Below are 18,960 nucleotides of genomic sequence, written 5' to 3'. Positions count from 1 at the left end.
AAGCGGCACCGCGAGCCCTTCGCGACGTTCGCAACTGCGGGCGGGTAGCCCCGCCGCTCAGCCCTTGCGGGCCTTGACCTCCTCGGTCAGCTGCGGGACCACCGCGAAGAGGTCGCCGACCACGCCGTAGTCCACGAGGTCGAAGATCGGCGCCTCGTTGTCCTTGTTCACGGCCACGATCGTCTTCGACGTCTGCATGCCCGCCCGGTGCTGGATCGCGCCGGAGATGCCGGCGGCGATGTACAGCTGCGGGGAGACCGTCTTGCCGGTCTGGCCGACCTGGTGCGAGTGCGGGTACCAGCCGGCGTCGACCGCCGCCCGGGAGGCGCCGACGGCCGCGCCGAGGGAGTCGGCCAGCGCCTCGATGAGGTGGAAGTTCTCGGCGCCGTTGACGCCCCGGCCGCCGGAGACGACGATCGCGGCCTCGGTCAGCTCGGGGCGGCCCGTCGACTCGCGCGCGGTCCGGCCCACGACCTTCGTACCGGTCGCCGACTCGCCGAAGCCGACCGTGAGCTGCTCCACGGCGCTCTCGACCGGGGCGGCCTCGGGGGCGGCGGAGTTGGGCTTCACGGTGATGACCGGGGTGCCGCGCGAGACGCGCGACCGGGTGGTGAACGCGGCGGCGAACACGGCCTGCGTGGTGACCGGGCCTCCCCCAGAGGCTTCGCCCTGGGCGGTGCCCCCATCGCCGGCCTCGACGTCCACGGCGTCGGTGATGATGCCGGAGCCGATCCGCACGGCGAGGCGGGCGCCGATCTCCTTGCCCTCCACCGACGACGGCAGCAGCACGGCGGCGGGCCGCACGGCGTCGTACGCCGCCTTCAGCGCGTCGACCTTCGGCACGACGAGGTAGTCGGTGAACTCGGCGGCGTCGGCGGTCAGTACGCGCGTCGCGCCGTGTTCCGCGAGCACGGGCGCCGCGGTGTCGACGCCGGGGCCGAAGTGGACGGCGACCGGGTCACCGAGCCGGCGGGCGAGGGTCAGCAGCTCCAGCGTCGGCTTGCGCACGGCGCCGTCGACGTGGTCGACGTAGACGAGGACTTCAGTCATGGATCTCGTTCTCCTGCGGTACGAGGGCGGAAGGCGTAACGGCGAAGGGGGTGCGGGGGCTCAGATGAACTTCTGGCCCGCGAGGAACTCGGCGAGCTGCTTGCCGCCCTCGCCCTCGTCCTTGACGATCGTGCCGGCGGTGCGCGGCGGGCGCTTCGCGGCGTCCTCGACCTTCGTCCAGGCACCCGCCAGGCCGACCTCCTCGGCGTCGATGCCCAGGTCGTCCAGGTCGAGGGTCTCCACCGGCTTCTTCTTCGCCGCCATGATGCCCTTGAACGACGGGTAACGGGCCTCGCCCGACTGGTCGGTCACGGACACCACGGCCGGCAGCGCCGCCTCCAGCTGCTCGCTGGCGGCGTCGCCGTCGCGGCGCCCGGTGACCTTGCCGTCGGCCACGGCGACGGCGGAGAGCTGGGTCACCTGGGGCACGCCGAGGCGCTCGGCCAGGATCGCCGGCAGCACGCCCATGGTGCCGTCGGTGGAGGCCATGCCGCAGACGACGAGGTCGTACCCGACGTGCTCGACGGCCTTGGCCAGAACCAGCGAGGTGCCCATCACATCGGTGCCGTGCAGGTCGTCGTCCTCGACGTGCACGGCCTTGTCCGCGCCCATGGACAGGCCCTTGCGCAGCGCGTCGCGCGCGTCCTCGGGACCGACGGTCAGCACCGTGATCTCCGCATCGTCCGCGGCCTCGGAGATCTGCAGGGCCTGTTCGACCGCGTACTCGTCCAGCTCGGACAGCAGGCCGTCGACGGCCTCGCGGTCGGTGGTCAGGTCATCGGAGAAGTGCCGGTCGCCGGTGGCGTCGGGCACGTACTTCACACAGACAATGATCCTCAAGCTCACGCCGGCTCTCCTACCGCTTCGTATCGAGACACTGCCGTGCTGGCAGCATAGGCGCCATCCACGGCTGCCACCGGGCGTATCCGGTGGTCGCCGTCCAGTTTATTACTCGCCAGTACACCGGTGCGTTCACCCATCGTTCAAGGCCGCTCGGCTGTGACATTTCCTACTGAGGCGGATGCGGGGCCGGATGCTGAGGCGGGTGCGGGGGCGGGCGCCGTCGGCTCCCCGGACACCGCCGCCCCCAGCGCGGCGATGACGTCCGCCTTGCGCGGCGGGCCCGTGCCCCGGCGCACCACCCGGCCGTCCGCGTCCAGCACCAGCACGGTCGGCGTCCGCTCCACGGCCAGCCTGCGTACGAGGCCGAGGTGGCTCTCGGCGTCCACGTCCACGTACGCCACGCCCGCGACCATGTCCGCCACGTCCGCGAGGATGCGCCGCGTGGCCGCGCACGGGCGGCAGAAGGCGCTGGAGAACTGCACGAGGGTGGCCCGCCCCCCCAGCCCCCGCGCGCCCAGGTCCACCGCCGTCAGTCGCTCCGCCCCGCCGTCCGCCATGCACTCCAGCATGCAGCACCGCCGCGGGCGGGATGGCAAGATCCCGTCACGCCGCAGGGGTGGGTCTGGCGCGGAACGCGCGCGTCGTGCACGATTCGGGAGTACGTACCTACGCACGCGTAATTTCCGCCGGGAGCACCTGACCCTCCGGGCCGGAGAAGGGATCGGCCCCGGCATGGCAGACCTCGTCTACCCGCCCGTCGTCGGCCTGTGCAGAACCGCCTTCAAGGCGATGGACCTGCGCATCGACCTCAAGGGCGAGGAGCACGTCCCGCGCCGCGGCGGCGCCGTCCTGGTGAGCAACCACATCAGCTACCTGGACTTCGTCTTCTGCGGCTACGCGGCCCGGCCGGCGAAGCGGCTCGTGCGCTTCATGACGAAGGAGTCGGTCTTCCGCCACCGCGTCTCCGGTCCGCTGCTGCGCGCGATGAAGCACATCCCGGTCGACCGCGCGCAGGGCGCGCAGGCGTTCTCGCACGCGCTGCGGGCGCTGCGCTCGGGCGAGGTCGTCGGGGTCTTCCCGGAGGCGACGATCTCGCAGTCGTTCACGCTGAAGTCGTTCAAGTCGGGCGCCGCACGGCTGGCGCAACAGGCGGGGGTGCCGCTGCTGCCGATGGCGGTGTGGGGGACGCAGCGGATCTGGACCAAGGGGCGCCCGCGCGACTTCGGGCGGAACCACCTGCCGGTCACGCTGCGGCTGGGTGCGCCGGTGCCGACCGGGGACGGGGTCGCGGAGGCGCCTGTGGGACACGAGGACGGCGGCCACGAGGACGCGGAGAAACTCACGGAGCGGCTGAAGTTGCGGATCCAGGAGCTGCTGGAGACGGCGCAGGGCGCCTACCCGGACCGGCCGCGGGGCCACGGGGACGGCTGGTGGCAGCCGGCGCACCTGGGCGGCAGCGCGCCGGCGCCGGGGACTTGAGCCGCGGCGGGGCGCGGGACGTAGACGCAGCTCGGCCGCGGTTTCGGCCGGTGCGCCTCTGCACTCACCCTGAACCCCTCACCCGCGACTGAGGGAGCGTGAAGTTCAGGGTGGAAGGGGCGCTTCAGGCCGGGTCGCGGATCTCGATCGTCGCCCCGGGCGAGCTTTTCTGCAGTGCCTCGGCCAGCTCCTCGGCCGCCGCGGTCAGCTCCTCGTACGTCATGGGCTCCTGCCGCTCCAGCAGGAAGAGCGCGTTCGCCGACTCCTCGGTGAGCCGGGTGCGCACACCCTGGCGCCAGTTCCAGCGGCGGCAGGTCACGCCCTCGTCGTCGCGCCAGGCGACCTCGCCGGGCTCGGGGTGCTCGTCGTCGAAGCGCTCCTCGCCGGTGGCGCGGATGAGCCGCATGTCGCCGTCGATGCGGTCGGTGTCCTCGCCGCCCACGGGCACGAGGTGGGCGACGCTGACGGCGTTGTAGATGTCGACCAGGCGGTTGATGCGCGGCAGGCCGGCGTCGCCGAGGGCGCGGCGGGCCAGCGCCTCGGCGGAGTTGCGGAACTTGGACGGCTTGGCCCCGAAGGCGGCGTACGCGGCCCGCCACGCCTGCATGTGCGGGTCCTGCTGCGGCGGGGTGCCGCCGAGGCGCTCGGTGAGCCGGCGGGCGGCGTCGTCGAGGAGCGCGGCGCCGGCGGCGTCGCTGGGGCCGCCGACGAGACCGCGGGCGACGACGGCGACGTGGGCGAAGCCGGGGGCGAGGGTGCGTACCTCGTCGGAGACGTGGGTGCGGAGGGTCATGCGTTCCTTCTGCGGTTCGGGGCCGGAGGGCGGGGATCGGGGGCGGGATCCGGGGGCGGGGGTCGGGCTTCGGGATGGCGTTCGGGGGCCGGGGAGGCGGCTCACGGGCGGTTCGCCGGACGGCTGTTCGTCAGTGGCGCGGCCTACCCTTGGGTGGGTGTGCGGGGGACGTGGACATGGTGGACGTAGGGACGGGGGTGGCGGCGGGGACGGGGGGCCGGCCGGTCACAGGGCGGTGGGCAGGATGCGGTCCAGGTGGCGGCGGTCGGCGGCCGTGCGGAGCGCTTCGAGCGTAGCCGGGTGGGGCACCGCGCGGACCAGCGGGTCGTCGTACTCGCCGGCGTCCGGGTCGGAGGCGAAGGCCAGCTGCTCGCCGGCGAGGCGGAACTGCGCGTCCACGCCCGGCTTGTTGCCCCGCGGGTCCTGCCGGATCCAGTCGCGTCCGGGCAGCCGCAGCGCGACCAGGCCGTGCAGCACGCCGAGGTGCTGGTAGCAGAAGCCGGCCGGGATGTCCTGGGCGCGCAGCAGGGCGACGAGGGCGTGGGCCTTGGCGTAGCAGATCCCGGTGCGGGCCTTCAGCACGTCCGAGGCGCGGCAGGTGACGCGCAGGTCCCCGGCGTCGTTGGAGTGCGGGATCGTGTCGCGTACGAACTCGTAGGCGCCCTTGGCGTACGCCACCGGCTCCTCCGCGACCTCGCGCAGCCGGTACGCGGTCTCGACCACGAGCGGGTGCCCGTGGTCGACGACCGCGTCGGCGGCGAGGTAGTCGGACAGGTCGGCTCGCTCCTGATGGAGTTCCATGCGGAGGAGCGTATAGGCATACGGCGGCTACGTCCTCCGCATTTCCTCCGCGACGGCGGCGGCGAAGGTGTCGACGTCCTCCTCCGTGGTGTCGAAGGAGCACATCCAGCGCACCACGCCGTCCGCCTCGTCCCAGAAGTAGAAGCGGAAGTCCTTCTGCAGCGCCAGGGACACGTCGTGCGGCAGCCGGGCGAAGACGCCGTTGGCCTGCACGGGGTGCAGCACGTCCACGCCGTCGACGTCGCGTACCCCGTCGGCGAGGCGGCGGGCCATGGCGTTGGCGTGGCGGGCGTTGCGCAGCCACAGGTCCTTGGCGAGGAGCGCCTCGAACTGGGCCGAGACGAAGCGCATCTTGGAGGCCAGCTGCATCGACAGCTTGCGCAGGTGCTTCATCGCGCGCACGGCGTCCGGGTCGAGCACGACGACGGCCTCGCCGAGGAGCATGCCGTTCTTGGTGCCTCCGAAGGAGAGGATGTCGACGCCGACGACGTTGGTGAACGCGCGCATCGGCACGTCGAGCGACGCCGCCGCGTTGGCTATCCGGGCCCCGTCGAGGTGGACGCGCATGCCGCGGCGGTGCGCGTGCTCGCAGATCGCGCGGATCTCGTCCGGGGTGTAGACCGTGCCGTACTCGGTGGCCTGGGTGATCGAGACGACCTGCGGCATGGCGCGGTGCTCGTCGTCCCAGCCGCGTGCCTCGCGGTCGATCAGCTCGGGGGTGAGCTTGCCGTCCGGCGTCGGCACGGTCAGCAGCTTCAGCCCGCCGACGCGCTCGGGGGCGCCGCACTCGTCGACGTGGACGTGGGCGGTGTCCGCGCAGATCACCGCGCCCCAGCGGTCGGTCACGGCCTGCAGCGCGACGACGTTGGCCCCGGTGCCGTTGAAGACCGGGTAGACCTCGGCGTCCATGCCGAAGTGGCCGCGGAAGACGTGCTGGAGGTGGGCGGTGTAGTCGTCCTCGCCGTAGCTGACCTGGTGGCCGCCGTTGGCGAGGGCGAGGGCGGCGAGGATCGCCGGGTGCGCGCCGGCGTAGTTGTCGCTGGCGAAGCCGCGCGCCGCCGGGTCGTGGCGGCGCTTGGCGTCGGTGTGCCGCGGGTGTCCCCCGGCCGTCGTGGTCGTCGCGGTCATGGCTGGGGTGTGAGCCACAGGCGGGTCCCGTTCAGTTCCTTGGCGGGCCTGTCCCAGGCTCCCGCGATCTCTCCGGCAAGGTCGTCCACGTCGGTGAAGCCCGCGAACTTCGCGTCCGGCTTGGCCTGCCGCATCGCGTCGTTCACCAGCGCCTTGACCACCAGGATGACGGCCGCCGCGGCAGGGGTGTCCGGGTCGTCGGCCCGGCCGGCCTTGCGGAAGCCGTCGGCCATGGCCAGCGTCCACGCCTCGGCACCGGCCTTGGCGGCGGCGTACGCGGCGTTGCCGGCGGTCGGCCGGCTGGCGCCGGCGGCGCTGACGAGGACGTAGCGGCCGCGGTCGCTGCGTCGCAGGGGTTCGTCGAAGGCGAGGGAGGTGTGCTGGACGGTGCGCAGGAGCAGGTCGTGCAGCACGGTCCAGTCGCCGAGGTCGGTGGCGGCGAAGGACCGCGAGCCGCGCCAGCCGCCGACGAGGTGGACCAGGCCGTCGACGCGGCCGTGGTCCTTCTCGATGCGCTCGGCCCAGGCCCGCGCGGCGGCCGGGTCGAGCAGGTCGACGGTGTCGCCGGTGACGGTCACGCCGCCGCCCGCGTCCCGTGCCTCGGCGACGGCCTCGGCCAGCCGCTCGGCGTCCGCGTCGCAGCCGACGACGGCGGCGCCGGCCGCCGCCAGCCGCCGCAGTGTGGCCCGGCCCGCCGGCCCGGCCGCTCCTGCCACGGCGACGACCGCTCCGTCCAGCGCGCCGCCGCCTCCGTTCCTGCCGTGTGCCCCGGGGCTCATGACGATCTCCTCCTCGGCTGCCCTACCGACGGCGGGGTCCGTCACGCGGCCTGCGCCCGGTCGGCGGTCTCGGCCGTGATGCCCCGTGTCGACTCGATCACCTTGCGCAGCTTCTTGGCAAGGGCCTCATAGAACATGCTGAGGGGAAACTCGTCGGGGAGCACGTCGTCCACGAGTTTCCGCGGCGGCTTGTCCAGGTCGAGTGCGTCGGGGCCCTTGGCCCAGGTGGAGCCGGGGTGCGGGGCGAGGTAGGTGGAGACCAGGTCGTACGCCTTGAACCAGTGCACCAGCTTCGGGCGGTCGATGCCCTCGCGGTACAGCGTCTCGATCTCGTTGCGCAGCCGGCCGGTGACCTCACGGGCCCGGTCCCAGTCGACGGACAGCCGGTTGTCGGTCCAGCGCAGCGCGTCGTGCTTGTGCAGGTAGGCGAAGAGGAGCTGGCCGCCGAGGCCGTCGTAGTTCCGGTTGCGCTCGCCGGTGACGGGGAAGCGGAACAGTCGGTCCATCAGCACCGTGTACTGCACGTCACGGCCCTGTGGGAAGCCGTCGGCGGCGAGCTTGCCGGCCTCGTGGAAGGCGGTGAGGTCGCAGCGCAGCTCCTCTATGCCGTACATCCAGAACGGCTGCCGCTGCTTGATCATGAACGGGTCGAACGGCAGGTCGCCGTGGCTGTGCGTGCGGTCGTGGACCATGTCCCACAGCACGAAGGTCTGCTGGGCGCGCTCCTGGTCGGTGAGCAGCCCGAGAGCCTCCTCGGGCAGCCGGAGGCCGGTGGCCTCGATCGCCGCGGTGCCGACCCGGCGGAAGCGGGCGGCCTCGCGGTCGCAGAAGATGGCGCCCCAGGTGAAGCGCGGCGGGACCTCGCGCATGGCGATGGTCTCGGGGAAGAGCACGGCGGAGTTCGTGTCGTACCCGGAGGTGAAGTCCTCGAAGGTGATGCCGAGGAACATGGGGTTGTCGTAGCGGGTGCGCTCCAGTTCGGCGAGCCAGCCGGGCCAGACGACGCGGATGACGACGGCCTCGACGTTGCGGTCCGGGTTGCCGTTCTGGGTGTACATGGGAAAGACGACGAGGTGCTGCAGCCCGTCGGCGCGGTGGTCGGTGGGGCGGAAGGCGAGCACCGAGTCCAGGAAGTCGGGCACGCCGAAGCCGTCCGCGGCCCACTTGTGCAGGTCGGCGACGACCGCGTCGTGGTAGGCGGCGTCGTGCGGCACCAGCGGGGACAGCTCCCGGACCGCGGCGGCGACCCGCTCGACGGCGTCCTCGGCGGCGGGGCGCGCGGGGGCGCCCTCGGCCTCGAAATCGATGGAACCGTCCTTCGACTGCCAGGGGCGGATCTCCTCGACGGCGGTCTTCAGCCGTGTCCAGGCGGGGTGCTCGACTACGCGTGGGGCGTCCGCGGCGGACAGAACGTCACCTTCCGCGGTTGCGGAAGCAAGAATTTCCGTCATGGACCACTCCTACGTTAAGAACTTCCTGTCACCCCACCGTATCGCTGCAGGACGATCTCCCTCAAGCGGGCCTCCGGGAAACCTTGCGAGCCCCACGGCTACGGAACGTAAATCTTCCGGCGAACAGAGGTTTACCCCCTGGTCCTTCCCGTCATCTGTCGCATACGAGGGTCAGCGCAGCCGCCCGGGCGGACACGCCCACCTCCGGGTGACCCCGCTCCCGGCATGGCCCTGACCCGCGGTCGGGACGCCGCACGACCGGTGTCGATCTCCCCGAATTGGCCTAGGCTTTGCGCCAGTCTGTGACGGGCCGCCGACGGAGGGCGAAAGCGCTGTGTCATTTCTGACCATCGGTCACCGCGGGTTGATGGGTGTCGAGCCGGAGAACACCCTCCGCTCCTTCATCCGCGCGGATCGCGAAGGCATGGACGCCATCGAGCTCGACCTGCACCTGAGCAAGGACGGACACCTGGTCGTCATGCACGACCCCGACGTGGACCGCACGACGGACGGCAAGGGCGCGGTCGCCGACTTCACACTCGCCGAGCTGCGCGAGCTGGACGCGGGCGAGGGCGAGCGCATCCCCACCTTCGACGAGGTCGTCGAGGCGGTGAAGGGCCCGCTGCAGGTCGAGATCAAGGACGTCGCCGCGGCCCAGGCCCTCGCCGACGCCATGACCGCGCACGAGCTCACCGGCCGCGTCGAGGTGCTGTCGTTCCACGACGAGGCACTGGCCGAGATGCGGGAGCTGCTGCCCGACGTGCCGCGGGTGCTCGTCGCCAGCCACTACGGGCTCGGGGTGGTCGAGCGCGCCCGCGAGGTCGGCGCGGGGATGCTGTCGCTGAACATCCGGCGGCTGACGCTGGAGCTGGCCGACCTCGCGCACGCGGCGGGGCTGAAGGTCATCGCCTGGACCGTCAACACCCCCGAGGAGCTGAAGCTCGCCCGCGGCCTGGGGCTCCAGGGCGTCGTGACGGACCTCCCCGGGATGAAGCACTCAGTGCGCTTCACCGCCTGAGCCGCCGCCGCGCGCTCCCCTGCGCCCGCTCTTGCGCCCGTGCGCTCGCGTGCGGGCGTACGGGCGTGGGCAGCCTTCCGCCGGAAAGCGCCCTGCGACCCGGGCCGGCGCCGGCCGGTCCCCGCCGTCGTGCCGCGGGGCCGACGCCGTCGTCGTCCGAGGGGGCCCGCGGATGCACGGACCGCCGCTAGCCGGCCTGCTGCTGACCGCGCTGTGCGCGGCCGTCGGCGGGCTCTGTCTGCTGCGGATGCGGGCCGTCGCCGCCGAGGAGCGGCGCGGCGCCGCCGGGGACGCGCTGATGGGGCTGGGGATGGCGGCGATGGCGCTGCCCGCGGGACTGCCGGGGACCTGGACGGCGGGGACGTGGACGGCAGGGACGTGGACGGCGGGGACGTTCGCGGCGGTGTTCGGCGCCGCGTTCGTACGGGCCCTGCTGCCGCTGCGCACCGCGGGGCACCACCTGCACCACGCGATCGGCGCGTTGGCGATGGTGTACATGGCGGTGGCCATGGGCGCGGCGGACCACGGCGGACACGGCGCCGCCGGGCTGCCGCTCGTCACCGCGACGCTGCTGGCGTACTACGTGCCATACGTGCTCTACGGGGGGCTGCGGCCGATCGCCGCGGTCGCCGGAGGGACGGCGGCCGGGGGCGCCGGCTGGGCGGCGCGACCGGAGCTGACCGGCGCCTGCCGGGTCTGCATGGGTGCGGGCATGGTCGCGATGCTCCTGACCCTCTGACTCCCCGGTGTCGTCCGTCACTTCACGGGCACACACATACCGGCCGGCGGCACCGCTCCGTACGCTGATCACATGGTGATCCCGCTCACGCTGCTGGCCTTCGCCGCCCTCACCGCCACGGTCGCGCCCCGGCTGCTGACCCGCGCCGCGTGGGCGGACCGCGAGCCGGTGCTCGCGCTGTGGGTGTGGCAGTGCGTCGTCGCCGCCGTGCTGCTGTGCTGCGGGCTCGCCATGTCCTTGAGCGCCGCCGTGGCCTGGGCGCAGGTGCACAGCGGGGTCTTCGCCCCGGCGCCGGCCGCGGTGCGGGACGCGTACGGCGGCACCACCGGCGCCCCGTGGGCCGCCGTGCTCGCCGTGGCGCTGGCGGCGGGCGGGCTGTGGACGGCCGCGATGTTCGTACGAGAGGTCCGTACCGCCCGGGCGCAACGCCGCCGGCGCCGCGAGGAGCTGCGCCGGCGCGCCCCGCTGCTGCCCGGCGAGGACGCCGGCGCCGAGCGGCTGGTGGTGCTGGAGGGCGAGCGGCCGGACGCCTGGTGGCTGCCCGGCGGACAGGCCCAGCTCGTCATCACCACGGCCGCACTGCGCCGGCTGAAGCGGCGCCAGCTCGACGCCGTGCTCGCGCACGAGCAGGGGCACAGCCGGGCCCGCCACCACTGGCTACGGCATTGCGCGGGGGCGCTCGCGGGCGTGCCGCGCGTCCCGGTCTTCACGGCGTTCCGCGACGAGGTGCACCGGCTGTGCGAGCTGGCCGCCGACGACGTCGCCTCGCGCCGCTTCGGCCGGATGACGTTCGCCACCGCGCTGGTCGAACTCAACGAGGAGCGCGGCGTGTTCGGGCCCGGGCCCGGCCACGGCCACCACGCCCACCTCCCGCAGCGCGTGGACCGGCTGCTGGCGGCGGCGCCGCGGTTCACCCCGGCCCGCCGGCTGCGGCTGACCGTCGCGGCGCTGCTGGCGCCCGCGGTGCCGCTGCTCGTCGCTTTCGGCCCCGGGCTCAGCGCGCTCGCGTAGGGTCGGCCGCGTGACAGCCGCCGCACCGCGCCACCCCTCCCCCGCCCTCCGCACCACCGCCGTCGCCCTCACGCTCGCGAGCGTCCTGCTGACGGTGCTGGTGGCCGCGACCTGGCAGCCGCTGACGGACCTCGACGGGCGGATCGCCCGGCGGCTGCACTCCGCCGCCGTCTCCGAGCCCGGCTGGACCCGGGCCAACCGCGTGCTGACCGACTGGATCTGGGACACGGTGACGATGCGGCTGCTCATGCTGGCCGTGATCCTCTGGCTCCTCTGGCGCGGCGCGCGGCTGCTGCCGCTCTGGCTGGCCGGCGCGGTGGCCGTGGGCTGGGTGCTGCAGTACGGCCTGAAGGCGGCGGTCGGCCGCGACCGGCCGAAGTGGCCGGACCCGGTGGACTCCGCCTCGCACGGCGCCTTCCCCTCCGGGCACGCCATGACCGTCGCGCTGGCCTGCGGGCTGCTGCTGTGGGTGCTGAGCCGCGCGGACGGCGTGCCCGCGGGCCTCAGGTACGCCGCGTGGACGGCGGCGGCCGTGTCGGTGGCCGGCGTGGGCTTCACGCGGATGTGGCTCGGGGTGCACTGGACGAGCGACGTCGTGGGCGGCGCCCTGATGGGCGCGGCGGTCGCGGCGCTCGCGGCGGCGGCGTACGGCACGGTGGCCCCGGCCGTGCGCGAGGACCGGGTGGTGGTGCGGGGATGAGCCCCAAGGCCGTGCTCTTCGACTTCTCCGGGACACTGTTCCGGATCGAGCCGGCGGAGCGCTGGCTGCGCGCCGTGCTCGACGCCGCGGGCGTGCCCGCCGACGACGCCGAGTGCGCGCGCTACGCCGCCGCGCTGGAGCGCGCGGGCGGGCTGCCCGGCGGCGGGTTCCCCGAGCGCGTACCGGAGTCGCTGGCGGCGCTGTGGCGGACCCGGGACCAGAGCGCGGAGGGGCACCGGGCCGCGTACACGGGCCTGGCCCGGCTGGTTCGGCTGCCGTGGCCCGACGGGCTCTACGACGCGCTGTACGAGCGGCACATGACGCCCCCGGCCTGGCAGCCGTACCCCGACGCGCGGGACGTCCTCACCGGGCTGCGGGAGCGCGACGTGGCGGTGGGGGTCGTCAGCAACATCGGCTGGGACCTGCGGCCGGTGTTCCGGGCGCACGGCCTCGACGCCTTCGTGGACGCGTACACGCTGTCGTACGAGCACGGGGTGCAGAAGCCGGACGCCCGGCTGTTCCGGGCCGCGTGCGAGGCGCTGGGGCGGGCGCCGCAGGACGTGCTGATGGTCGGCGACGACCGGCGCGCCGACGGCGGCGCCGCGGCGCTGGGGTGCGGCTACTTCCCGGTGGACCACCTCCCGGCCGGCGAGCGGCCGGACGGGCTGCGGCCGGTGCTGGGGCTCGTCGGCTGACCCCTCGCTGACAGCTGTGGGAGCACCGGGACCCCCCGCGCCGGCTCAACCAGCGATCACCGGCATTTGCGCGGCGGGGTGGATGGCCAGCTTGAACTGGGCGTGTGTGATCCGCGCACTCGCGCTGCCGTTGTGGCGGACGAGCAACGCCAGCGGGGTGCTCGGCCGGACGAAGATCTCGTGGTGCTTGTTGCGGTACTCGCCGCCGGGGGTGCCGGCGTGGTCCTCGGTCGCGGTGGAGTCGGCGCCGCCGGCCAGGTTCAGCGGGTCGCGGACGAACCGGTCCCGTACCTCGGTGAAGTCGCCGCTCTCCCAGTACATCAGCGCCGTCAGCGACCCCCAGCCCTCCTGGCTGGGCCAGATCAGCCCGGAGCGGGGGTCGGGGTAGGAGGATTGCCCGCCGTCGGGCTGGGCCGACTGGTGCATGCCGTGGGCATCGAACGACTCGCTCCCACCGTAGGGGAAGCGGACTATCTGGTACTCGTCGCCGGCGGGTATGACCTGCGGTTCGTCGACGAGGAGCGAGCAGACGTAGACGGCCATGTGACTCCCGTTCTGGGCCGGGGGGTTGGGACGGAACCCTGGACTCCGGCATCCTTGCGTGTCAAGTGGTCCAGGTCAGGGGGTGGCGCCGGGCTCCGCGAGCGTGACCGGGATGCGAGAGCGGACGTATGCCCGCGCCAGCGCGGCCCGGCGCAGCCGCCAGTGCGGCGCGGTACGGGCGGGGTGCTCGGCGTAGCGCCGTTCGCGGATGTCGGCGACGAGGCGCGCGGGGGCACCGCTCGCGGCGAGCACGTCGAGGGCTTCGCCCTTGGTGATCAGCCGGCCCTCGCGCAGGGTGACGCCGGCGCGGGCGACGGTGATCGGGCCGAGGTCGACCCATACGTCCCGCAGCCACAGCCGCCGCTTGGCCGTCGCCCGCAGCCAGTACTCACCGAGGTCCTTGCGGATGTACGCCGTCAGCTCCTCGTCCGGCAGCGGCGGCAGCAGCCCGTCGGGCGGGGGGCCGTGCAGCACCAGCGCGCCGCTGTGCAGCTCCCTGCGGGTGACCGGGCTGACGGGGCGGCTGTACAGCTCGGCGTGGGCCCAGGTGAGGTGGTCGAGGGCGGCGCCGGCGAGCCGGTCGGCGGCCATGTACGAGCAGTGCAGCTTCGCGGCGAGCGGCACCTCGCGGTGCAGCTTCTTGTGCAGCGCCTGCAGCCGCCGGCGGGCGGCGGGGTCGGCGCCCGGGTCCTCGCGGACGACGGCGATGAGGTCGAGGTCGCTGCGGTACGGGCGGTAGTCGCCGAGGGCGAGCGAGCCATGGGCCCACAGCGCCGTCAGCGGCACGGCGTCGCGCAGGGCGGCGCGGAAGCGGTCGAGCAGCGGCCGGGCGACGTCGCTGCCGGCCACGTCAGGCGGCCAGCAGCTCGTCGAGGCCGGCGCGGGCCAGCGTCTCCAGCTCGTCGAGCGCGGCGCGGGCGCGGGCGGCGGTCCCGGGGTCCCGCTCGGGCAGGCCGCTGGCGACGAACTCGTCCTCGTCGAGCCGGAGGAGGGTCTGCCGGTCGCCGGAGAGCCAGAGGTCGAGGTCCAGGTCGTGCACGGTGACGCGGTCGTCGTCGACGCGGGCGGGGCGGGCTACGTCGCAGTACCAGCCCTTGAGGTGGCCGTCGGCGTCGTGGATCTCCTTGACCGAGTACCACCGGTCGCGCCAGAAGTGCTCGGTCCACACGTCGCCCCGCTCGAACCGCACGTAGCCGGCGTCGCGCTCCGTCGGGCCCGCCCAGGGGGCGCGCACGACGGCGTGGGTTCCGTCGTCGCGGAGGACGACCGCCGGGTAACTCAGGCCCGGTCGCAGCTGCTTGACCAGCGTGACCTCGACCTCGCTGCCCGGTGTCAGCATGTCCTTCCTCCCGTACGCGACCCCCGGCATGGCAATTGGTGAGGCCCCGCGACGGGGGAGCGCGGGGCCTCACACCGTCGAACGGCCGGCGTGGACCCGGGGTTCCCGGGGGTCGCGGACAATTCTCCGCACCGAGGCATGGTGGGCTCGGGCGATCCCCCGCATCGCCCGAGCCCACCGCTCCCCCGGCACCCGAGGCGCTGACCTCGGTGCCGGAAGCCTCGCTGAGTATACTGGCTGACAGCCAGTGAAGGCAGGAGTTACAGGATGTCCCCCCGCAGGCCCGCAGTCAATGAAGAACTCCGACGCCGTTCCCGGGAGCGTCTGCTGCAGGCCACGGTGGAGCTGGTCGACGAACGGGGCTTCGAGGGCACGACCTTGGGGGACATCGCGGAACGCGCCGGTTCCGCACGCGGTCTCGTCTCGTACTACTTTCCCGGGAAACGCCAGTTGGTGCAGTCGGCCGTGCACCGGCTGATGCATCTTACGCTCGGCTCCGCCCTGGAGCGGCCCCCGCACACGGAGGACGGCCAGGAGCGGATGGCCCGCGCCATCGACGCGATTCTCAGCCTCTCACAGGACCACCCGGTGCTCATGCGTCACCATATGGCCGGAATCCTGCAGGCGGACGGCTTCATCCAGTGCGCGGAGCAGCAGCGGCTGGCGTACCTGCTGCGCGACACCGTGGCGCGCTGGGGCTCACCCGCCCCGGACACGGAGTATCCGATGCTGCGCGCGCAGCTCATGGGCGCGGTCTTCGCGCTGCTGCTGCCGGGGGTGCCGATGCCGCTCGACCGGCTGCGCGGCGAGCTGTTCCGGCGCTACGGGCTGGACTGGCACCTCGGCGTCCCGCCGAAGGGCGTGCTGCCCTCCGACGGGATGCCGGTGCGGGCCGCGCACCAGCGGTAGCCGCGGGTGGCGGCCACCGCCGGTGCACCGACCGAGCGGTACGCGGACCAACGGTGCGTACGGCTCGGCGGTGCATGCGGCCGGGCGGTGCGTGCGGATCAGCGGCGCGTACCGATCAGCGGTAGTCGGGCTGCGTCTGCGTGTTCAGCTCACTCAGCCGCACCCAGCGCGCGCTGTCGGTGCGCGGGTCGTCGATCCTCAGGACGTCGAGGCCCTTGGCCATGTCGTTGGAGTAGACATAGCCGTTGTAGTAATACGCGGACCAGGAGCCGGCGGTGATGAGGTCCGTGTCGGACAGCGGGCCGCGTTCGAAGTAGGCGATCTCCTTCGGCCGGCGGGAGTCGGTGAACTCCCAGACCGAGACGCCGCCCTGGTACCAGGCCTGCACCATGATGTCGCGCTCGCCGGCCACGGGGACCAGCGAGCCGTTGTGCGCGACGCAGTTCTCGGTGTCCGCCTGGTGTCGCGGGATCTTGTAGTAGCTGCGGAAGACCAGATCGGCGTTCTCGCCGCGGCCTCTCAGGTCGTAGATCCCGTTGGCGCCCTGCTTCGGGCCGATCTCCTCGTTGCAGGTCGCGCCGACGCCGCCGCCGAGTTCGTCGGTGAAGACGACCTTCTCGCCGTCCTTGCTGAACGTCGCCGAGTGCCAGAAGGCGAAGTTCTCGGAGTCGCGCACCTGGTCGATGACCTCCGGCTCCTCCGGGTCGGAGATGTCCATCAGGATGCCGTCGCCCATGCAGGCGCCGGCCGCGATGTCCAGCCTGGGGAAGGCGGTGATGTCGTGGCAGCCGGTCGTGGCCGACTTGCCGGTGCTCCCCGGGTTGCCGCCGTCGGGGAACAGCACTGGGAAGTCGATGACCTCCGAGCGCTCCGGCGCGGACCGCGGCACCTTGATGATCGAGATGCCGTCGTGCGGCGGCTGGCAGTCGGGGAAGGTGTCGCTGGGCGAGTACGAGGAGACGTAGACGTAGACGTTCCTGCGCTCGGGCACCAGCGTGTGGGTGTGCGACCCGCAGGCGGTCTCGACCGCGGCGACGTACTCGGGGTTGCGCTTGTCGCTGATGTCGAAGACCTTCATGCCCTCCCAGGAGTCCTTCTCCGTGGCGGGCTGGGTGGTGCTGCTGCACGACTCGTCGCTGCGCGACGAGTCCGTGGACAGGAACAGCAGGTCGCCGGAGACCGACACGTCGTTCTGCGAGCCGGGGCAGAGCACCTCGCTCACGATCTCCGGGCTCTTGGGGTCGGCGATGTCGTAGACGACGAAGCCGTCGTAGTTGCCCGCGAAGGCGTAGCGGCCCTGGAAGGCGATGTCGGAGTTGGTGCCCGTGATGGCCCGCTTGTCCACGTGGGCGACGTGGTCGATGTTGTCGCTCTTGTCGATCTCGTCCACGCCCGGCACGTCACCGCGCTCGATGGCGGCCTGTGCCTGCGACCGTTCGCTGCTGCTCAGCTTCTTGGGGCCCTGCGGCTCGTCGCCGGGGTCCGGGATGGCCGCGGCAGAACCCGCGGTCAGCAGCGAGCCCACGAGCCCGATCAGGGCTGCGGCCGCGGCCAGACCTCTGCGCCGTGCGCGTGATCTGTGCAACGACGTCACGTGATTCCCTCCTGTGGTGGCGCCTGGCAGTTGAAATCAAGGCAGTATCCCGCCAAGCATGTACAGATCAACAGACGGAAACACAGCCGTAATGGAAAGTTTTGGTCCTGTCAGCGCACGCTCGTGCTAGGACATACCTGGCACCTCGCCGGCACCACCTGTACGGAGGTCACTTTGCGGCACCGTCGAGTACTCGCCTCAGTCGTTCCGCTCACCGCCGTGCTGCTGCTCGCCGGCTGCACCGGAGACGACTCCTCCGACGACGCGAAGGGCGGCGCCGAGGCGTCCGTCATCGCGCCCGGGAAGCCGGGCGAGGAGGCCGCCACGATCCCCGCGGACGAGGTCGACGAGGCGCGCGGCGAGGACCGGCCCAACTCGGCGGACGTGACGTACATGCGCGACATGGTCGAGCACCACGGGCAGGCGATCGTGATGACCGACCTCGCGGAGAAGCACGCGGGCGCCAAGGACGTGCGCAGGATCGCCGAGCGGATCGCGGCCGGGCAGCAGCCGGAGATCGCGGCGATGGAGGCGTGGCTGGAGGAGAACCCGGGCGACGGCGGCGGCTCTCACGCGGGCGGCCACGAGGCGATGCCGGGGATGGCGAGCGAGGCGGACCTCGACCGGCTGCGGGCGGCGCGCGGCGAGGACTTCGACGAGCTGTTCCTCAAGCTGATGATCGCCCACCACGGGGGCGCGGTGACGATGGCCGAGGAGGTACTCGGCAAGGGGAACAACGAGTACGTCGAGCAGCTGGCGACCGGGGTGATCGCACAGCAGGTGAGCGAGATCGGGCGCATGGAGAAGCTGGCATAGCGCCGGCCTGCGGTTTTGCGCGTCCTGTGGGTGGTGTCAGTGGTCGGGTGCAGACTGTCCCGTAGCCGACGACGAGGTCGGCGCACGGAGGTGGATCCCATGCAGGACGTACTGCTCGCGGTCGGCACGCGCAAGGGGCTGTTCCTGGGGCGGCGCCGGAGCGGCGCGTGGGAGCTGGACGGGCCGCACTTCAAGGCCCAGGCCGTCTACTCGGTGGGCATCGACACGCGCGGCCCGCTGCCGCGGGTGCTCGCCGGCGGCGACAGCGCGCACTGGGGCCCGTCGGTCTTCCACTCCGACGACCTCGGCGCCACGTGGGAGGAGCCCCGGCGGCAGCCGGTGAAGTACCCGAAGGACACCGGCACGTCGCTGGAGCGGGTGTGGCAGCTCAAGCCCGCCGGGGCCGAGGCCCCCGGTGTGGTGTACGCGGGCACGGAGCCCGGTGGCCTGTTCCGGTCCGAGGACGGCGGCGAGACGTTCGAGCTGGTGCGGTCGCTGTGGGACCACCCCACGCGGGAGAAGTGGGAGCCGGGCGGCGGCGGGCTCGCGGTGCACACGGTGGTCACCGACCCGCGGGACGCCGAGTCCGTGACGGTCGCCGTCTCCGCCGGCGGCGTCTACCGCACCGAGGACGGCGGCGCGAGCTGGGCCCCGTCGAACTCCGGGGTACAGGTGGTCTTCCAGCCGGACAGATACCCGGAGTTCGGCCAGTGCGTCCACAAGGTCGCCCGGGACGCGGTCGACCCGGACCGGCTCTACCTGCAGAACCACTGGGGCGTGTACCGCAGCGACGACGCCGGGGCCACCTGGACCGACATCGGCGCCGGCCTGCCGTCGGACTTCGGCTTCGCCGTCGCCACGCACCCTTCGCGCGGCGGCACCGCGTACCTCTTCCCCATCACCGCCGACGTCGACCGGGTGCCCGCGGAGAACCGCTGCCGGGTCTACCGCACGTCGGACGCGGGCGCGACGTGGGAGCCGCTGTCGGCGGGACTGCCGGCGGCGGACCACTACGGCACGGTGCTGCGGGACGCACTGTGGACCGACGACGCGGACCCCGCCGGGGTGTACTTCGGCAACCGCAACGGGGAGGTCTTCGCCAGCGCCGACGAGGGGGAGAGCTGGACGCAGCTCGCCGCGCACCTGCCGGACGTGCTGTGCGTGCGGGCGGCGGCGGTCTGAGGCGCGGCGGGCCGTACGGGAGACGGCCGGCGGACAGGAGCAGGCCGGCGGACGGCGGGCGTCCGGGACGTGGCGGGCGGGGGTCCGCGG

Annotated in this window: 20 protein-coding genes and 1 pseudogene; 9 read left to right on the top strand and 12 right to left on the bottom strand. The window is 73.1% G+C overall.

Annotation, left to right across the window (positions count from 1 at the left end; genetic code table 11):
• Positions 1-57 precede the first annotated feature (57 nt).
• The 3 genes and pseudogenes from T328_RS05285 to T328_RS05275 form a co-directional block, all read right to left on the bottom strand.
• Positions 58-1,050, bottom strand: coding sequence for an electron transfer flavoprotein subunit alpha/FixB family protein (locus tag T328_RS05285; protein WP_496494673.1), 993 nt, complete (start codon positions 1,048-1,050; stop codon positions 58-60).
• 60 nt (positions 1,051-1,110) lie between these two features.
• Positions 1,111-1,896: an electron transfer flavoprotein subunit beta/FixA family protein gene (locus tag T328_RS05280; RefSeq protein WP_496494672.1), complete on the bottom strand. Its 786-nt coding sequence runs from the start codon at positions 1,894-1,896 to the stop codon at positions 1,111-1,113.
• Between the two features lie 230 nt (positions 1,897-2,126).
• Positions 2,127-2,462 (bottom strand): annotated as a pseudogene (locus tag T328_RS05275) (TlpA family protein disulfide reductase); the annotation flags it as partial.
• Positions 2,463-2,625: 163 nt separating this feature from the next.
• Between T328_RS05275 and T328_RS05270 the strand changes: the two are divergent.
• On the top strand, positions 2,626-3,372 hold the full coding sequence (locus tag T328_RS05270) for a lysophospholipid acyltransferase family protein (RefSeq protein ID WP_496494671.1): 747 nt from the start codon (positions 2,626-2,628) through the stop codon (positions 3,370-3,372).
• A gap of 124 nt (positions 3,373-3,496) precedes the next feature.
• Here the strand turns inward: T328_RS05270 and T328_RS05265 are convergent, their stop codons facing one another.
• The 5 genes from T328_RS05265 to T328_RS05245 form a co-directional block, all read right to left on the bottom strand.
• Positions 3,497-4,165: a B3/B4 domain-containing protein gene (locus T328_RS05265; RefSeq protein WP_496494670.1), complete on the bottom strand. Its 669-nt coding sequence runs from the start codon at positions 4,163-4,165 to the stop codon at positions 3,497-3,499.
• A gap of 225 nt (positions 4,166-4,390) precedes the next feature.
• Positions 4,391-4,966: a transglutaminase-like domain-containing protein gene (locus T328_RS05260; RefSeq protein WP_496494669.1), complete on the bottom strand. Its 576-nt coding sequence runs from the start codon at positions 4,964-4,966 to the stop codon at positions 4,391-4,393.
• A gap of 27 nt (positions 4,967-4,993) precedes the next feature.
• Positions 4,994-6,094 carry a threonine aldolase family protein gene (locus T328_RS05255; protein WP_496494668.1) on the bottom strand — a complete coding sequence of 367 codons (1,101 nt, stop codon included), beginning with the start codon at positions 6,092-6,094 and terminating at the stop codon, positions 4,994-4,996.
• The gene (locus T328_RS05250) at positions 6,091-6,873 is read right to left on the bottom strand and encodes an SDR family NAD(P)-dependent oxidoreductase (RefSeq protein ID WP_496494667.1); all 783 of its coding nucleotides are present in this window, start codon (positions 6,871-6,873) and stop codon (positions 6,091-6,093) included. The genes T328_RS05255 and T328_RS05250 overlap by 4 nt, the downstream gene beginning before the upstream one ends.
• A 41-nt stretch (positions 6,874-6,914) precedes the next feature.
• Positions 6,915-8,324, bottom strand: a complete 1,410-nt coding sequence (locus T328_RS05245) for a DUF6421 family protein (protein ID WP_496494666.1) — start codon at positions 8,322-8,324, stop codon at positions 6,915-6,917.
• A 334-nt stretch (positions 8,325-8,658) separates the two neighbouring features.
• On the opposite strand from T328_RS05245, the gene T328_RS05240 reads away from it, so the two are divergent.
• From T328_RS05240 to T328_RS05220, 5 genes are all read left to right on the top strand, one after another.
• Positions 8,659-9,342 carry a glycerophosphodiester phosphodiesterase gene (locus tag T328_RS05240; RefSeq protein WP_496494665.1) on the top strand — a complete coding sequence of 228 codons (684 nt, stop codon included), beginning with the start codon at positions 8,659-8,661 and terminating at the stop codon, positions 9,340-9,342.
• Positions 9,343-9,514: 172 nt separating this feature from the next.
• Entirely contained in the window at positions 9,515-10,081 is a 567-nt protein-coding gene (locus T328_RS05235; protein ID WP_496494664.1) for a DUF5134 domain-containing protein, read from the top strand.
• Positions 10,082-10,153: 72 nt separating this feature from the next.
• Positions 10,154-11,092 (top strand): M56 family metallopeptidase, encoded by a 939-nt coding sequence (locus T328_RS05230; protein ID WP_496494663.1) that lies wholly within the window; start codon positions 10,154-10,156, stop codon positions 11,090-11,092.
• Between the two features lie 10 nt (positions 11,093-11,102).
• Positions 11,103-11,792 (top strand): phosphatase PAP2 family protein, encoded by a 690-nt coding sequence (locus tag T328_RS05225; protein WP_496494662.1) that lies wholly within the window; start codon positions 11,103-11,105, stop codon positions 11,790-11,792.
• Positions 11,789-12,487 (top strand): HAD family hydrolase, encoded by a 699-nt coding sequence (locus T328_RS05220; RefSeq protein WP_496494661.1) that lies wholly within the window; start codon positions 11,789-11,791, stop codon positions 12,485-12,487. The genes T328_RS05225 and T328_RS05220 overlap by 4 nt, the downstream gene beginning before the upstream one ends.
• Before the next feature lie 45 nt (positions 12,488-12,532).
• Here the strand turns inward: T328_RS05220 and T328_RS05215 are convergent, their stop codons facing one another.
• The 3 genes from T328_RS05215 to T328_RS05205 all read right to left on the bottom strand — a co-directional run bounded on the left by T328_RS05215 (position 12,533) and on the right by T328_RS05205 (position 14,369).
• Complete coding sequence (locus T328_RS05215; protein WP_496494660.1) at positions 12,533-13,030, bottom strand: hypothetical protein; 498 nt, start codon at positions 13,028-13,030, stop codon at positions 12,533-12,535.
• 75 nt (positions 13,031-13,105) lie between these two features.
• Positions 13,106-13,879 (bottom strand): nucleotidyltransferase domain-containing protein, encoded by a 774-nt coding sequence (locus T328_RS05210; RefSeq protein WP_496494659.1) that lies wholly within the window; start codon positions 13,877-13,879, stop codon positions 13,106-13,108.
• Position 13,880: 1 nt separating this feature from the next.
• Positions 13,881-14,369, bottom strand: coding sequence for a ribonuclease FAU-1 family protein (locus tag T328_RS05205; RefSeq protein ID WP_496494658.1), 489 nt, complete (start codon positions 14,367-14,369; stop codon positions 13,881-13,883).
• Positions 14,370-14,636: 267 nt separating this feature from the next.
• Between T328_RS05205 and T328_RS05200 the strand changes: the two genes are divergently transcribed.
• Positions 14,637-15,278, top strand: a complete 642-nt coding sequence (locus tag T328_RS05200; RefSeq protein WP_496494657.1) for a TetR/AcrR family transcriptional regulator — start codon at positions 14,637-14,639, stop codon at positions 15,276-15,278.
• 115 nt (positions 15,279-15,393) lie between these two features.
• Here T328_RS05200 and T328_RS05195 read toward each other — a convergent pair whose 3' ends face one another.
• Complete coding sequence (locus T328_RS05195; RefSeq protein WP_496494656.1) at positions 15,394-16,872, bottom strand: LVIVD repeat-containing protein; 1,479 nt, start codon at positions 16,870-16,872, stop codon at positions 15,394-15,396.
• A 174-nt stretch (positions 16,873-17,046) separates the two neighbouring features.
• Between T328_RS05195 and T328_RS05190 the strand changes: the two genes are divergently transcribed.
• On the top strand, positions 17,047-17,688 hold the full coding sequence (locus tag T328_RS05190; protein ID WP_496494655.1) for a DUF305 domain-containing protein: 642 nt from the start codon (positions 17,047-17,049) through the stop codon (positions 17,686-17,688).
• Between the two features lie 99 nt (positions 17,689-17,787).
• Positions 17,788-18,870, top strand: a complete 1,083-nt coding sequence (locus T328_RS05185) for a WD40/YVTN/BNR-like repeat-containing protein (RefSeq protein WP_496494654.1) — start codon at positions 17,788-17,790, stop codon at positions 18,868-18,870.
• The last annotated feature ends 90 nt before the right edge of the window (positions 18,871-18,960 follow it).

This window comes from Streptomyces sp. CNX435 (genome assembly GCF_059570575.1).
Note: the sequence above shows the minus strand (reverse complement) of the source record. Positions and strands in the feature narration are given on the sequence as shown.